Annotated in this window: 14 protein-coding genes and 1 pseudogene; 9 read left to right on the forward strand and 6 right to left on the reverse strand. The window is 71.3% G+C overall.

The window, feature by feature from the left end:
• Positions 1-247: 247 nt before the first annotated feature.
• From V6D49_RS14050 to V6D49_RS14060, 3 genes and pseudogenes are all read right to left on the reverse strand, one after another.
• Complete coding sequence (locus V6D49_RS14050; RefSeq protein WP_340559983.1) at positions 248-1,720, reverse strand: UvrD-helicase domain-containing protein; 1,473 nt, start codon at positions 1,718-1,720, stop codon at positions 248-250.
• Entirely contained in the window at positions 1,713-3,737 is a 2,025-nt protein-coding gene (locus V6D49_RS14055) for an ATP-dependent nuclease (RefSeq protein WP_340559985.1), read from the reverse strand. The genes V6D49_RS14050 and V6D49_RS14055 overlap by 8 nt, the downstream gene beginning before the upstream one ends.
• A 175-nt stretch (positions 3,738-3,912) precedes the next feature.
• Positions 3,913-4,712: pseudogene (locus V6D49_RS14060) on the reverse strand (IS5 family transposase).
• A gap of 146 nt (positions 4,713-4,858) precedes the next feature.
• On the opposite strand from V6D49_RS14060, the gene V6D49_RS14065 reads away from it, so the two are divergent.
• Complete coding sequence (locus V6D49_RS14065; protein WP_340559987.1) at positions 4,859-5,365, forward strand: GNAT family N-acetyltransferase; 507 nt, start codon at positions 4,859-4,861, stop codon at positions 5,363-5,365.
• Between the two features lie 102 nt (positions 5,366-5,467).
• Positions 5,468-5,935 (forward strand): integral membrane plasmid transfer protein, encoded by a 468-nt coding sequence (locus tag V6D49_RS14070; RefSeq protein ID WP_340559988.1) that lies wholly within the window; start codon positions 5,468-5,470, stop codon positions 5,933-5,935.
• A gap of 12 nt (positions 5,936-5,947) precedes the next feature.
• Here V6D49_RS14070 and V6D49_RS14075 read toward each other — a convergent pair whose 3' ends face one another.
• A complete protein-coding gene (locus V6D49_RS14075) occupies positions 5,948-6,877 on the reverse strand; it encodes a M56 family metallopeptidase (RefSeq protein WP_340559989.1) in 930 nt (309 codons plus the stop codon).
• A 2-nt stretch (positions 6,878-6,879) separates the two neighbouring features.
• Positions 6,880-7,269 carry a BlaI/MecI/CopY family transcriptional regulator gene (locus V6D49_RS14080; protein ID WP_340559990.1) on the reverse strand — a complete coding sequence of 130 codons (390 nt, stop codon included), beginning with the start codon at positions 7,267-7,269 and terminating at the stop codon, positions 6,880-6,882.
• Between the two features lie 226 nt (positions 7,270-7,495).
• Here V6D49_RS14080 and V6D49_RS14085 point away from each other — a divergent pair, with 226 nt between their 5' ends.
• The 5 genes from V6D49_RS14085 to V6D49_RS14105 all read left to right on the forward strand — a co-directional run bounded on the left by V6D49_RS14085 (position 7,496) and on the right by V6D49_RS14105 (position 11,932).
• Positions 7,496-8,830, forward strand: coding sequence for a hemolysin family protein (locus tag V6D49_RS14085; RefSeq protein ID WP_340559992.1), 1,335 nt, complete (start codon positions 7,496-7,498; stop codon positions 8,828-8,830).
• Positions 8,827-9,840: a hemolysin family protein gene (locus V6D49_RS14090; RefSeq protein WP_340559994.1), complete on the forward strand. Its 1,014-nt coding sequence runs from the start codon at positions 8,827-8,829 to the stop codon at positions 9,838-9,840. Before V6D49_RS14085 ends, V6D49_RS14090 begins: the two co-directional genes overlap by 4 nt.
• Positions 9,841-9,959: 119 nt before the next feature.
• Positions 9,960-10,223 carry a GlsB/YeaQ/YmgE family stress response membrane protein gene (locus V6D49_RS14095; protein ID WP_340559996.1) on the forward strand — a complete coding sequence of 88 codons (264 nt, stop codon included), beginning with the start codon at positions 9,960-9,962 and terminating at the stop codon, positions 10,221-10,223.
• A gap of 124 nt (positions 10,224-10,347) precedes the next feature.
• A complete protein-coding gene (locus V6D49_RS14100; protein WP_340559997.1) occupies positions 10,348-11,370 on the forward strand; it encodes a sporulation protein in 1,023 nt (340 codons plus the stop codon).
• Positions 11,371-11,476: 106 nt separating this feature from the next.
• Entirely contained in the window at positions 11,477-11,932 is a 456-nt protein-coding gene (locus V6D49_RS14105; RefSeq protein WP_340559998.1) for a tellurite resistance TerB family protein, read from the forward strand.
• Between the two features lie 124 nt (positions 11,933-12,056).
• Here the strand turns inward: V6D49_RS14105 and V6D49_RS14110 are convergent, their stop codons facing one another.
• Positions 12,057-13,088: a sodium:calcium antiporter gene (locus V6D49_RS14110; RefSeq protein ID WP_340563997.1), complete on the reverse strand. Its 1,032-nt coding sequence runs from the start codon at positions 13,086-13,088 to the stop codon at positions 12,057-12,059.
• Between the two features lie 201 nt (positions 13,089-13,289).
• On the opposite strand from V6D49_RS14110, the gene V6D49_RS14115 reads away from it, so the two are divergent.
• Positions 13,290-14,501, forward strand: a complete 1,212-nt coding sequence (locus tag V6D49_RS14115) for a TerD family protein (RefSeq protein WP_340559999.1) — start codon at positions 13,290-13,292, stop codon at positions 14,499-14,501.
• A gap of 52 nt (positions 14,502-14,553) precedes the next feature.
• Complete coding sequence (locus V6D49_RS14120; protein ID WP_340560001.1) at positions 14,554-14,943, forward strand: VOC family protein; 390 nt, start codon at positions 14,554-14,556, stop codon at positions 14,941-14,943.
• The last annotated feature ends 1 nt before the right edge of the window (position 14,944 follow it).

The raw sequence follows: 14,944 nt of genomic DNA on the forward strand, positions 1-14,944 counted from the left end.
TCCCTCGTTCAAGCAGTCTCTGTTCTCTTCGCTCGTCTCCGGCCCGGGGCGCCAGAGCGCGTCACCAACGTTCTTCAGCATGGGTCCGATGACGTGCATGCACCGGGCTCGTATCCGTGCTGAACCGTCAGGCTCCCATCCCGTGATGGCGTCGACGACGACATCCAGAGCCTAAGCAACAGCAGCATGGTCCCGGCGGTGGACCGCGCATCGGGCCGTCGTCCATCGGGCACTCGCGACTCCCTCGTCACATGGCGAGTGATCGGCAGCGAGCGCGGGTGAGTGCCACGTAGAGCTTGCGGTGGTCTTCGTTGTCCCGGTCCAGGCCGCAGCGTAGGGCTCGTGTATCGCTGTCCTCGAGTCGCACAGCGACGGTGTCCCACTCACGTCCCTTGGCCTGATGCGTGGTCAGACCGAGAACGAGGTCGTCTAAGGGGCGGAGGAGGCGGGTGCGCAACTGTTGGAGGCGATTGATGTGGTCGCGGTGCCTCCGGGGGATTTTGGCGGACGACTCAGTTGCGATTTGTGCCGTGAGGTACGCGAGCGTGGCAGGCAGGTCGTCGCTGTCGGTGAGCCGCGCGAGAACTGCGTCTAGGCGGGGTTCTAGTCGGGCGCGAGCTTCAAAGCCTAGGCGTAGCGTGGCGGCCGCGTCGGCCGCGTAGGTGGCGTGCTCGCCGAAGGCGCTGCGAGTGAGCCGGTCGAGCAACAGGGTGGAGGCGGCCTCCTGGGTGTTGCCGCTGGCGGATCGGAAGGCGAGGGGTAGTACGCGGGGGTGCGTATCCCACAGGGGCTTCCATTCGCGGGCTAGGACAACATCGACACCGTCCATCGCGGCGCCGGGCACCGTGATGGGTTCGCTTCGGCGCAGGGCCGTGGCGAGGTGTTCTTGGTCGGGCGTGCGCCAGCGGAAGGACGTGGTCAGCTGGAGGGTGGCCATCTCGGCGCGCTCCACGAGGGTGGGTACGAGGTCGGGGCGGGCGCCTCGGAAGCCGTACAGGGCTTGCCAGGGATCGCCGACGACGGTGATGTGCAGCCCAGCTTGTGCTGCGAGTTTGACTACGGCCAGGTCGAGGCTGTTGGCGTCGAAGATCTCGTCGACGATCAGGGCTCGCGTGGTGGTGGCGAGGTAGTCGATGAGGCAGCTCGTGATGTCCGTTTCGTCCAGGGCCTGTTCGAGGATCGCGCGGACGTTGTCGTGGGTGCATTGGCCGTCGTGCACGGCGGCGTCAAAGTCAGGCTGGACTGGGTGGTTGTCCTTGGTATGGCCGTAGGTATGGGCAGTGACGATCTGGCGACCTTCGAGTGTGAGGACCGGCTCCCGGGCCGTATAGCGGGTCGGGTAGTGGGCCTTCCAGGTATCCAGGACCTCAAGGTCGGTGTGGCCGCCGGGCCAGTGGAGCTTGTTGTTGTGCAGGAGATGGGCGAGCAGGTCGTAGACGACGGTGTCCAGGGTGACGATGCGGTGCGGTGGATTGATCGCGGCGCGGCCCCAGGTGGCACGGACGCGTGCGCGCAGTTCCGCGGTGGCGGAGCGAGTGAAGCTGACTGCGACCACCGCGCGCGGGTCGCTTGCCAGGGCGAAGCGCTGCACGCCGAAGCGGTGTGCGGACACTGTGGTTTTTCCGGAGCCGGGGGCGGCTTCAATGTAAAGGCGTGGGAGGGGTGTGCCAGCGGCGATGAGCTGTTCGGGGGTCAGCCGCTCCAGAGCAGCCTCAGCCACGGTGCTCGCCCCAGCTGGTGACGTCGAGTTCCGGACCGAACCGGGGGTTAGCAGTAGGAGGCAGAACGTCGCCCGACTCGTCGGACTTACCTGGTACGTCGCTGTCGTCCCCACTCGGCTGGGGACGGTCGTCCGGCTTGGTGGTGGCAGGTGGCACCGGGTACAAGAAGTCGAACATTGCCTGCAGATGGTCTGGGACGACCGGGTTGATCATTGCTTCGTTGGCGTCGGCGAGTTGTTGGGCGAGTGCGAGCGCGAACTCCGCCTTGCGCTTGGCCCCCGCGCCAGCGGGTGTGGCGCCCTTTCCGTCCGTGGCCTTGCGAGCGCTGCGAAACAGGGCATGGACTGACTCGGGATCCAGTGGCTCCGGTACGGGCAGGGACAAGTCGGCCAAGGCATCGGCGATCAGCTTTTCGTTGCCTGCGGTGATGGCTGGCTCAAGCGTGGGGTGACTGATAAACGCCTGGGCTACATCGGGGTCATGAGCGGTGATCCAAGTCGGGTCAGCGGGGACTGCGTCGAAGGCCAGGTCGCTGTCGCGCAGGACGGCGATCTTGGTGCACAACTCCGCGCCCTTAGTCGCGAGCAACCGCACTGCCCACGCTCCGACTTTGGTGCCCATGGGCACGACGCTCAGGGCTTCGACGAACGCTTGCTTGTCTGCGTCCTGAGCGGCCCAGGCACGGGCGAACTCGCGCACTACGGCCACCTCGGTGACACCCTCGACCAGGACCAGACGTTCAGCGAACAATGCGGCGGAGCGGCTGGTGTCTAGATGGAGCCGCGTCATGCGCAGCGTCTTGTCGCGCTCGACCATCGGCAAGGCGGCGATGGGGCGGCACACCCGGCGTCCGTCGCTAGTCCGGCGCAACACGACGATATGCTCTGGGCGGCAGGACGCTATGACGTCGGTGGCGTGGCTGGACAGGACGATCTGCAGTTCTGGTCGCCGAGCGGTGACGCCCCGCAAGTAGCGGACTAGTGCATGCTGAAGCTGCGGGTGCAGGTGAGCCTCGGGCTCCTCAATGACCACGGTGGCATGGAAAGGATCTGGCGGGAAGAAGGAGTCTTCTGCGGACTCGGCCTCGGCCTGCGCCTGCACGAGCTGCTCGTGAGCCTGACGCGCAGCCTCCTCCACGTCACCAGGCCCGGGCGCAATCCCCATACCCGGGCCGTCGGGCATGCCTGTGGCGCGCTTGGCGGGGTCGGGGATTGCGGCCAGCGTGACGGCGACGTGGAGGAGGTTAACGTAGCCCAGGCCGGATACCTCCAATGGGCGTGCCTGAGCCCGGCCCTCGATCACCGCGAGCATCAGCTCCAGAACGCGCGCTAGGTAGTTGTCGTTGATGACCTGCCCGCGAACATAGGACCACTGCCGACCCACGCCCGCCGTCATCGCCGAGAGGTGTGCGCCGATACGCTCCTCAACGGCTTCGATGATGCCGTCCTTGGCCAGCCCTTCTAGGAGTTGCGACGCCCGCGCCCGCAGCGATACCAAACTGCGCTGCCCGTTCAGGCGCTCCTGCTGAGCACGCAGCAATTCGATCAAGATGCGGACCTCACGTCTGGCGAGCTCATCCAGCGGGTGACGCCACGCGGGCAGGTAAAGGATCTTGAAGGGGTCGAGCGTGTCCAGTGGTCCCTGGCGCTGACCTGCCTGCGCCTGGATGCTGCCCAGACTTCGGGTCAAATTCGTACTCCAGCGCTGCACGACAGTGCCGGGCGAACCGTGGTGGATGGCGTGGAGCTGGCGTCCCAGGGCCCCTTCGGCGTCAGGGTCACAGTCCAGGGAGTACTGGACCGTGATGCTGCGTTCACCGCCGCCCAGCGCAGTAGCACTAGGGCGCGGCAGGCTGGGGAAACGGCTGGGATGAGCCAAGTACAGGGCATCAGTGACGGTAGTCTTCCCGACACCGTTCGCGCCGATCAAAACACTGAACCGGCCGGGAAGATCGCAGACGATCTCCGACTCGGCGCTCGCGCGCAGACCTTTGACTTCCATCCGGCTCAGATGCACGCGCGTCGCCCCCCCACTTTGCAATCCCACCCGACTGTCCAATTATCGCCCTGCACGCTGAGCCTGTTCCAACCTGATTGTGGTACCTGCCCGTTGGCCTGACACTACAGCGGTCGGGTGGCCCGGAGATGAGCCCCCTCCGGGCCACCCGACCATCCATCCCTTAGAGCTTGTCTCATTTGGCGAGTCTGCGGTAGCAGATGAGCGTGCAGACGATGCTGGTGAAGGCGAGGAAGTGGTCGGCCTTGTGTTCGTATCGGCGGTGTAGTCGGCGGCAGTCGGCGAGCCAGGCAATGGTGCGTTCGATGGTCCAGCGGTGCTGGCCCAGGCGATGTGAGGCATCGACACCCTTGCGGGCGATGCGGTGTCGGATGCCACGCCGGGACAGCCATTTCCGCAGGTTGCGGTAGTCGTAGCCCTTGTCAGCGTGAAGCTTGCCGGGCTTGCGTCGACGGCGGCCTCAGCGAGACCGGATGGGCGGTATCCCCCTCACGAGGGGGATCAGAGCCTGGCTGTCGGGGACGTTGGCGCCGGAGATCCCGACGGAGATGGGCAGACCCGTCCGCTCGGTGATCAGGTGGATCTTCGACCCGTACTTGCCCCGGTCGAAAGGATTCGGACCTGTCAGGTCCCCCTTTTCAGGGCCCGCATGTTCACCGAGTCGATCGCGCACCTCGACCAGTCCAGCTCACCCCGGGAGCCGAGTTCATCCAGGACCAGGCGGTGCAGCTTGGCCCACACCCGGGCCTTCGTCCACTCGGCGAACCGGCGGTGGGCCGTGGCCCCGGAAGGCCCGAACGACGCCGCGGGCAACTGCTGCCACGTGCACCCCGAGGTCGCCACGAACACGATCGCGGCCAGCACCTCCCGGTCACCGTGGCGGCGCCGACCACCACCCTGCGGCCGCGAAGGCGCCTCCGGCACCACCCGCTGGAACAACTCCCACAACTCATCCGGCACCAGCCGCTCAACGATCCCCACCACAACCCACAGCTTACCGAGCCAATTGAGATAATTTCCTAGCCCAACCATCATGCGCTCGGCAAGTCGGCAAACACTCACTGGCGTCACGTGCTTAGCGGTCCGAGCCCGGGAATTTTCGCGTAGCGCATCATGGGGGTATGCGGGTGCGGGGTGTGCGGCGGGGGGAGCTGGAGTTGCTGCGGGACATCGAGAGGGCCGCGGGGCGGTGCTTCCGGGACATCGGCATGGCCGAGATCGCCGACGACGAGCCGCTGGCCGTCGCGGAGTTGGACCGCTACCGCCGGGCCGGGGCGGCCTGGGTCGCGGTCGACGGCACGGATCGGCCGGTCGCCTACGCGCTCGCGGACCGCGTTGACGGGAACCTCCACGTCGAGCAGGTGTCGGTCCACCCGGCCTGGGCGCGGCGCGGTGTCGGGCGGGGTCTGCTGGAGCATCTGGCCGGTGAGGCCCGGGCCGTCGGGGCGCCCGCGCTGACGCTGACCACGTTCGCGGAGGTGCCGTGGAACGCGCCCTACTACGAGCGGTGCGGGTTCGGGCGCCTGGACGACGGGGAGCTCTCCCCGGGGCTGCGGGAGATCCGGGCGCGGGAGGCGGCGCACGGACTGGACCGGTGGCCCCGCGTCTGTATGCGCCGGACGCTGTGACCCCCGGCGGGGCCGTGACGCCGGCGGTCGGCGGGCGAACCGGTGACCCCTGCGCCCGTGTCCGTGGTACCGGACGCGGCACGTCCCGAAGGAGGTTGAGCGGTGACCACTGAGCCCACGCCCACGCCCGCCGCCCCGACACCCCCCACGCCCGCGCCGGACGCCGCCGCGCACCTGCGGGCGTTGGACGACGTGCAGCAGCTCTTCGCCCGGGCCGACACCAAGGCGAGCCTGCTGCTGGCCCTCGACGGAGCGTTGCTCGCGGTCGTCGCGGGTGCCGCGAAGGAGGTGCCGGGGGACGTCGCGGTCCGGGTGACCGGTGGGTGCGCGGTGGCGGTGCTGGCCGTGGCCGCCGTCCTGCTGCTGCGGGCCGTCCGCCCCCGCAACACGGCGCAGCTCACCACGGACCACCTCCTCGCCACGGCGCACGACCCCGTGCGGCAGCTCGCCCGGCTGGACCGGCTGACTCGCACGGCGCGGCGCAAGTACGCGCTCATCGGGTGGGCCGTCGACTGCGTCCTCGTCGGCGGTGCGCTGCTCGCGCTGGCCACCGTGCTCGCCGTCCTGTAGAACGCCGCACCGCTACAGCGGCGTGGCGGCGTGGAGGAGGGTGATCAGGGCGAACGCGGAGTTGGCGGACGCCAGGGCGGAGACGGTGGTGCCCGCGGCGGCGGTCCAGGCGGCCAGCCCCGTGGCGGTCCACAGCGCGGGCCAGGCGGACGGTGCGGGGGGCGGTTCGAGCAGGGCGGCGATGCGACGGGGCACCGGGCCCGGGGCGGCGAGACCGGCGATCGTGGGGCTCGGGGTCCGGTGGCCGGCCAGCGCGGCCTTGCCCACGGCGCGGGCCATGAGGCGGCGGTCACCGAGGAGTCGGGCCGCCTCCTCGTCGGCCCAGCGCTCGGCTCCGAACGCGACGGCGTGGTGCAGGGGTCGGAGGAAGGGGTTGGCCCGGGCGGCGAGCCGGGTGGTGAGGAGGTAGCGGTGGTGGCGTGCGGTGAGGTGGACGCGTTCGTGCGCGAACAGCGCGCGCCGCTCGGCGGAGTCGAGACGGGCGAGCATCCCGGTGGAGGCGACGACGCGGTCCGGCCTGCCCGGGAGCGCGTAGGCGTAGGGCCGCGCGTCGCGGACGACGGCGACGGGCCGCCGGGGCAGGTGGTCCAGGGCCTGTGCGGCGCGGCGCCGGACCCGGTGGTGACGCCACAGGGTCGCCGTGCCGAGCACGGTGACGGCTGTGAGGGCCGGGATGGCCGCCGTCCCGGCCACGTCGTCGTAGGGGACGGCTTCGCGCACCTCCGGGTCGGACCAGCCGTCGGGCAGCGGGTTGTGCGGCAGCTGCGCGGTGCCGACGACCATGATGAGGGCGAGGGAGAGGGTGCTGCAGACCGCCATGACGGCGCTGAGCCAGGCGAGCAGCCGGGTGGCACGCCGGGGGTGCAGGTGCTGCTCGGCGAGGCGTGCGATCGGCCACGCGGTCAGCGGCAGGACGAGGGGGAGGAAGACGAAGAGGCCCACGGTCAGCCGTCCCGGTCCTGGCCCGCCTCGTTCAGCAGTTCGCGGACGACGCGTTCGTCCTCGGGCGTCAGGGACGTCACGAAGCTGGCCAGGACGGCTTCCCGGTCGGCCTCGCCGTCGAGGAGGCGGCGCATGCGCAGGGCGGCGAGCCCGGCCTCGTCAGCGGTGGAGGTCCACAGGAACGCCCTGCTCATACGTTCGCGGCTGACGGCGTTCTTGGCCAGCAGCCGGGTGAGGATGGTGAGGACGGTGGTGTAGGCGAGGTCGCCGCCCAGTCGTTCCCGCACCCAGGCCGCCGTCACGGGGCCGGGGGCCTGCCGCAGGGCGAGGAGGACCTGTGCCTCCAGTTCGCCCTGGCCGCGACGCCGGGCCGGTTGTCGGTGGTCGGTCACCTCGCACCCCTTCCGCGCGGTGGACCCGCGCCTACCATCGGTGCAGCGTAGCCGGGCGCAGGGCGGCCCTCCCCGTCAACTTCTACAGTGCTGTAGATTTCCAGGAAGTGCGGCTGCCGCACCAGCGACCACCGCCCGACCGTAGGAGCCCCTTCTTGTCTCCCCGACCTCGGCGACGGCCCGTCCCGGCCTGCCGCCGCGCACCGAAGCGTGGGGGCGGTGAGCCGTGAGCGCGTGGCTCGGCCTCCTCGCCGTCGTCGTCCTCACCTTCGGCACCGGCTACTTCGTGGCCCAGGAGTTCGCCTACGTGGCCGCCGACCGGCTGGCCCTGGAACGCGAGGCGGCGGCCGGTGACAAGCGCGCCGCCCGCGCCGTGCGGGTGCTCAGCCGGTTGTCGTTCATGCTGTCGGGGGCTCAACTCGGCATCACCGTCACGGGCCTGGTCGTCGGCTTCCTCGCCGAACCGGCCATGGCCGAGCTGCTGCGTCCGGTGCTCACCGGCATCGGCGTGCCGGACGCGGCGGTGGGAGGCATCGCGCTGGTGACGGCGTTCGTGCTGGCCACAGCGCTGCAGATGGTCGTCGGAGAACTGGCCCCGAAGAACCTGGCGCTGGCGGTCCCGGACCGGCTGGCCAAGTCGCTCGCCGTCTCCACCCTGGGGTACCTGAAGGTGGCCGGACCGGCGATCCGGGTCTTCGACAGCGCCGCCAACCGGCTGCTGCGCCGGATCGGCATCGAGCCGGTGGAGGAACTGCACCACGGGGCCACGCTGGAGGAGCTGGGCCACCTCATAGAGGCCGCGCACGAGCAGGGCCACCTGCCGCAGCACACCGCTCTCCTGATCGACCACGCCCTGGAGTTCGGCGACCGCAACACCGGGGCCGTCATGGTGCCCCGCGTCAACACCGCGTTCATCGCGGCCGGGGCCCCGGCGACGGAGGTGGTGGAGCTGATCGCCCGCTACGGGCACAGCAACTACCCGGTGCTCGGGGACCGTCCGGACGACGTCGTCGGCGTGGTCGGGGTGCGGGAACTGATGCGCCGGGACGCCGACGCGCTCGCCGGGACGACGGCGGGCGCCCTCGCCCGCCCGGCCCTGCTGCTGCCCGACACGCAGCCCCTCCCGGACGCCGTGTCCCAGATGCGCGACCGCAACGAGGAGTTCGCCGTCGTGCTCGACGAACACGGAGGGCTGGCCGGAATCATCACCTACGAGGACATCGCCGAGGAGCTCGTCGGTGAGATCGCCGACGAGTCGGACCGGCCGGAGTTCACCGCCTTCGCGGAGGGGGACGGCTGGATCGTCGACGCGGGCCGTCGGCCGGACGAGGTGGCCGAGGCCACCGGCGTCCACCTCCCCGAGGCCGAGGACTACGAGACGGTGGGCGGCCTGGTCATCGACCGGCTCGGCCGGTTCCCGACGATCGGCGACCGCGTGACGGTGGAGCTGTCCACCGGCGGTGCGGCCGTCGTCGACGTGCTGTCCCTGGACCGGCACGTGCCCGAGCGCCTCCGGCTGACCCGGGTGGACGCGACGCAGGACGAGGGGGAGCGCGCATGAGTCCGCTGACCGCCGTGTTCGTCACCGTCCTGCTGCTCATCGCCAGCGGCTTCTTCGTGGCCGCCGAGTTCGCCCTCGTCGCCGCGAAGCACCACCGCATGGAGCACTACGCCGACCAGGGCCGACGGGGGGCGAAGGCGGCGCTGGCGGGCATGCAGGAGCTGTCGTTGATGCTCGCGGGCGCCCAGCTCGGCATCACCGTCTGCACGCTGGGCCTCGGCAGCATCTCCAAGCCGGCGATCTCCCACCGCGTCGAGCCGCTGCTGGAATCGTGGGGCCTGCCCGGCGGGCTGTCGTACGGCATCGCCTTCGTCTTCGCGATGGCCATCGTCGTCTTCCTCCACATGGTGATCGGTGAGATGGCGCCCAAGTCCTGGGCCATCGCCCACCCGGAGAGCTCCGCGATGCTGCTGGCTCCGGCCTTCCGCGGGGTCACGCTGCTCGTCCGGCCGCTCATCTGGGTGCTGAACAAGATCAGCAACGGTCTGGTGAGGCTGTGCCGGGTGACGCCGCGCGAGGAGCTGACGTCCGTCCACAACCGGGAGCAGCTGGCGCACCTGATCACCGAGTCCCAGCGTCTCGGCCTCATCAGCCAGGACGACTCCGGCCTGCTCAAGCGGAGCCTGACCGCCCCCCAGGAGCGCGTCGGGACGCTGATGGTCCCGGCCGACCGGATCGACGCCGTCCCGGCCGACGCCGACGCCGACGCCGTCCTCGCCACCGCGTCCGCGCACGACCGCACGCGCCTCCTGGTCCGCGACGGGGACCGGGTGCTCGGCTCCGTCCACGCCCGGGACGCGATCGTGGCCCGCGCCGGGGCGCGCAGCCGCACGGCCCGCGGCCTCGCCCGTCCGGTGCCCGAGGTCGGCCCGCAGGACACGGTCGCCCGGGCGATCGAGGTGCTGCGCCAGCGCCGCGCCACGCTGGCCGTCATCCGCGACGAACAGGGGCGGCTGCTGGGCCTGGTGAGCCTGGACGACCTGATCGCCCGGCTCACCCACCCGCAGTGACGCCGGTGCCGGCGCCGGCACCGGCGGGGCGCCCGCGGCGGCGGCGACGTGAACGGGGGCCGGGACAAACGCCGCCGACGGGGTAGACGGACCGGGGAACGCGTACAGGAAGGACGGTCATGGAGATCTCGGGAATCATCACCGCGCTCATCATCGGTGTCGTCATCGGCGTGCTCGGACGCCTGGTCCTGCCCGGCCGCCAGCGCATCGGCGTGCTGCTGACGATCGCGGTCGGCGTCGTGGCGGCGCTCGTCGGTACGGCCGTCGCCGCCGCCGTGGGCGTGGCCGACACCGACGGAATCGACTGGATCGAACTGGCCATCCAGGTCGGTCTCGCCGCCGCGGGCGTCGCCGCCGTGGAACGCCTCAAGGGCGGCCGTTGAGCACCGGGAAGGCGCGGCCCCGCGTGGGCCGCGTCACACCCGGGAACATGTACTTACCGTCATCAGTGCGACGCACACCGTGTGCGTCGTGAGGTAGTGAGAGAAGAAGGAGCGGACTGTTCCCATGGTTTTCAAGCGGCTACTCGGGTCGCTCGGCGTGGGTGCGCCCACGGTCGACACGGTGCTCGAGCCGGTGGCGGCCCTGCCCGGCGGAACCCTGCGCGGTGAGGTGCGCCTCAAGGGCGGCAACGCGGACTACGACATCGAGCAGATCACCCTCGAACTCGTCGCCCGCGTCGAGGCGGAGCACGAGGACGGCGAGGCCGAGGGCACGGTCGCGTTCGACCGGGTCTCGGTCGGAGGCGGGTTCCGGCTCGCCGAGGGCGCCGAGCAGACCGTCCCCTTCGCGGTCACGCTGCCGTGGGAGACGCCGGTCACGGAGCTCCACGGCCAGCCGCTCGGCGTCGTCCTCGGCGTGCGGACGGAGCTGGAGGTGTCCGGCGCCAAGGACAAGGGCGACCTGGACGCGCTGGCCGTCGCGCCCCTGCCCGCGCAGGCGGCGGTCCTGGAGGCGCTCGGTCAGCTCGGCTTCGGCTTCGCCTCCGCCGACCTGGAGCTGGGCCACATCCACGGCACCGGCCAGCAGCTGCCCTTCTACCAGGAGATCGAGCTCAGCCCGGCGCCGCAGTACGCCGGGGCGCTGAACGAGCTGGAGGTGACGTTCCTGGCCTCGCCCGCCGGCCTGGAGGTGATCCTGGAGGCCGACAAGCGCGGCTCCGGCCTGTTCGGGCAGTTCGGCGGCGGCGACGCGCTGAACCGGCACACCGTGCCGCACGAGGGCGTCGAGCAGCGGGACTGGGCGGCCGAGGTCGACGCCTGGGTGCGCACCCTCGTGGACGCCCGCGCGTCCCACGCGGGCCACGGCGCGCCGTACGGAGGCCACTTCGGCGGGCACGGCGACCCGTACGGTGGTCACGCGTACAAGGACGAGCACCACGGCGAACACGGGCGCTCCGGGCCCGGCATGGGCACGGCCATCGCGGCGGGAGCGGCCGGGCTCGCGGTCGGTGTCGTCGGCGGGATGGTCGCCGCCGAGGTCGTCGACGAGATCGGCGACGCCTTCGAGGGCGACGAGGACGAGGGCTGAGCCCGCCCGTCCGGCACCACCGCCCGGCACCACCGCCCGGCACCACCGCCCGGCACCACCGCCGGGCCGTCCCGCACATCCGCAGACGAAGGGAAACCGAACCACCATGGCACTGTGGGACCGCCTCAAGGAATCCGCCCAGCAGATGCAGGGTCAGCTGGAGTCCAAGAAGAACGAGCTGAAGAGCGGGGGCTTCCGGGACGCGAGCATGGCGATGTGCGCCCTCGTCGCGGCGGCCGACGGCTCCGTCGACCCGGCGGAGCGGCAGCGCGTGGCGTCGCTCATCACGAGCAACGACACGCTGCGGAACTTCCCGGCCGACGAACTGCGCCGCCGGTTCGACGCGTACGTCGACAAGCTCACCGCCGACTTCGACTTCGGCAAGATCGCCGTGCTGCAGGACATCGGCAAGGTGAAGAAGAAGCCGGTGGAGGCCCGCGCCGTCATCCAGATCGGCATCGTCATCGGCGGTGCCGACGGCAACTTCGACAAGGACGAGCAGGCCGTCGTCCGCGAGGCGTGCCACACGCTGGAGCTGCCGCCGAGCGAGTTCGACCTCTGATCCCCCGCGCGACGTCCGCCGTCGGTGCCGCCCTCCGGGGCGCCCGGCGGCGGACGTCCGGGTGACCGGGCCGATCGTCCCGCCCGGACCACGGCGTACCCGCCCAGGCGGGCGTCAGCCCCCTTCAGAAGGCCAGCGTGGCGATGATCGTCACGTAGACGAGGATCAGCAGGACACCGTCGAAGCCGAGCCGCCACCACCCGCGCTTCTGCCGCACCAGCAGGCCGCCGAGCAGGACCGTCGTCATCACCAGCGCGCCGGCGGTGAGGAACAACTGGTCGGATCCGGCCGCGTGGTAGAGCGAGCCGCCCCGGTAGGCCAGGTCGCCGACGACGAGGTTGAGCGCGTCGAGGCAGTTGCCCCCGATGATCGCCGCGACGGCGAGGGTGAGGGCCCCGCGCCGAACGGCCGCCACGGCGGTGACCGTCTCCGGCAGCGCGTTGACGACGCCCATGAACGCGGCGCCCACGAAGCCCGCCTGGAGCCCGGTGCTCTCCACGAGGGTCCCGGCCGCCCGCGCGACCACCCACCCGGCGACCACGACGAGGGCGGCGGCGAGGGCGAAGTCCGCCCACAGCGCCCCGGTCCGCCGTCCGCCGGTGTCGGTCTCGTCCGGCACGTCCCGCACCGTCTCGCGCGTGTGCACGGCCTCCCACATCGGGCGCGTGCGGCTGCGGTCGTGCACGAGGCGCAGGCCGCCCCAGTAGAACGCCACGATGACCGGGGAGGCGGGGTGCACGCCCAGCAGCGAGACGTCGGGGCTGAACGACGCCATGAGGGAGACGCCGAGCAGCGCGATCAGCAGGCTGCCGAAGAGCACGTTCGACATCGAGGCCGCCGCGTGCTCCAGGTTGACGCGGCGATAGGCGGCGTCCGCGACGGCGACGGCCAGGGTCTGTGCCGCGATCCCGCCCACGGCGTTGCTGTAGGCCAGCTGCGGCTGGTCGTTCGCGGCGGTGACCGCCGTCATCACGATGCCGGAGAGGGAGGTCACCAGGCCGAAGAACACCGCGCCGAACAGGGCCTCGCCCTGCCCCGTGCGGTCCGCCAGCACGTCACCGATCCCGGCCAGCCGGACGCTGCCGACGACCGTCAGGCCGCCGGCCAGGACGAACAGGGCGATGCTCTGGCCAAGGGGCCACGGACCGGCCAGCAGATCGAGCACGCACAACTCCCCACGGACGATGCACGCCCTACGACCGGCCACGGACGGGTGAACGTGTATCCGGAACGCCCGCCGCCTAACCTCCGGGCTCCGACCCGTCCCCGACTCTGGCCCCGGCCCTGGCCCTTCCGCCCGTCCGGCGGCGCGGGCAGACTGGGGCTTTCCGGTCAAGTGGCATGAGGAGCACGGTTCGTGACAGTGGTGAGCGACACCCTCGGCAAGGGCGGCAACAGGGCGCTGAACGGCAGCCGGGCGACGGCTCACGTCCACACCGAGGCGTCCGTCGACGTGTCCGCCGTCCTGCTGACCGCCGACGGCAAGGTCCGGGCCGACACGGACCTCGTCTTCTTCAACCACCCCGAACAGGACGGCGTCCGGGTGCGGGAACGCACCGTGGAGGCCGACCTCGCCCGCATCCCCGGTGACGTGCGGAGCGTCGTCTGCGTGGCAAGCGTCGACGTCGACGCGCCCGGCGCCGTCTTCGACGCCGCCTCCACCCCGAGCGTCACCGTGGAGTGCGGAGCGGACGGCCTCACGTTCGCCCCGCAGCCCCTGACGGCGGGGGAGACGGTGCTGCTGCTCGTCGAGTTCTACCGGCGCGACGGCGGATGGAAGGTCCGGGCGCTGGGGCAGGGGTACGCGAACGGGCTGGCCGGCCTGGCGACCGACTTCGGCATCGTCGTGGACGACGAGGAGCGCCCCGCCGCCCCCGCCCCCGCCGCCCCGCCCGCCGCTGCCGCCCCTGCCGCGCCGGTGCCGCTGGGCAAGGTCGAGCTGACCAAGGCGGGCGCGGCCACCATCAGCCTAGACAAGCGCGACCCCAACGTCCTCGTCACCGCCGAGCTCCGGTGGGACGGCGGCACCCGGGGCCGTCGTGCCGCCGACCTCGACCTGTACGCCCTGTTCGTCCCCGCCGCAGCGGTCCGCCCGAGCCTGACGGACGACGAGCGCCTCGCGGCCGAGGACGCCGTGCACGACGACCCGGCCCACGGCGCCGTCTACTGGAACCACCTCGGCGGCCTCGACCACCCGCCCCACCTGCAGTTGGACGGCGACGCCCAGGAGCCCGGCCAGGAGACGGTCCGCATCCGCCGCCCCGACACCCAGGGCTACGTGCTGATCTGTGCCTACAGCGCGCTGGGCAACGGGGTGGGCAGCTTCCGGAGCTTCGGCGCGAAGGCCGTCGTCAGCGACGGGCGCGGCTCCACGGTCACCGTCCCGCTCTACTCCAGGAACGCCAACGCCTACTGGGTGGCCATCGCCCTGGTCGACTTCACCGACCCCTCGGGCGTGCGCATCTCGCAGGTCGAGAAGTACAGCCGTCGCCACTCCGAGAACCGCCCGGTCCTCTACGCGGACGGCGTCTTCCGCATGGACCGCGGCCCGGCGGAGTTCAAGGACTGAGGTCCGCGTATTCCCGTGGACAGGCCGTCGCGGGGACGGTGAGAGTGTCCGCATGACCTCTCGCGTGCACTCCGTCACCGTCGACTCCCGCGACCCGTACCGGCTGGCCGTCTTCTGGGCCGAGGTCCTCGGCGGCACCCTCGCCGACGACGACCACCCCGGCGACCCCGAGGCGACCGTCAGGTGCGACGGGGCGACGCTGCTGTTCCTGACCGTCCCCGAGGGGAAGACGGTCAAGAACCGCCTCCACCTGGACATCGAGGCCGCCGCAGGCTCGACGCGCGACGCCGAGATCACACGCGTCCTGACCCTCGGCGCCACCCTCGCCGACGACCGCCGTCGCACCGACGGCTCCGGCTGGGCCGTCCTCCACGATCCGGAGGGCAACGAGTTCTGCGTCGTCCGCAACACCGCCGAACGCACCCCCACCCACCCCGCCTGAC

Origin of the sequence: Streptomyces sp. GSL17-111, from assembly GCF_037911585.1 — a bacterium.
In the GTDB taxonomy this organism is placed as follows: Bacteria; Actinomycetota; Actinomycetes; order Streptomycetales; family Streptomycetaceae; genus Streptomyces.

What these genes read in the sequence shown, in the direction of transcription:
- V6D49_RS14105 (WP_340559998.1), top strand. Translation starts at nt 11,477, where the DNA reads ATGGCACTGTGGGACCGCCTCAAGGAATCCGCCCAGCAGATGCAGGGT.
- V6D49_RS14095 (WP_340559996.1), top strand. Translation starts at nt 9,960, where the DNA reads ATGGAGATCTCGGGAATCATCACCGCGCTCATCATCGGTGTCGTCATC.
- V6D49_RS14100 (WP_340559997.1), top strand. Translation starts at nt 10,348, where the DNA reads ATGGTTTTCAAGCGGCTACTCGGGTCGCTCGGCGTGGGTGCGCCCACG.
- V6D49_RS14065 (WP_340559987.1), top strand. Translation starts at nt 4,859, where the DNA reads ATGCGGGTGCGGGGTGTGCGGCGGGGGGAGCTGGAGTTGCTGCGGGAC.
- V6D49_RS14120 (WP_340560001.1), top strand. Translation starts at nt 14,554, where the DNA reads ATGACCTCTCGCGTGCACTCCGTCACCGTCGACTCCCGCGACCCGTAC.
- V6D49_RS14090 (WP_340559994.1), top strand. Translation starts at nt 8,827, where the DNA reads ATGAGTCCGCTGACCGCCGTGTTCGTCACCGTCCTGCTGCTCATCGCC.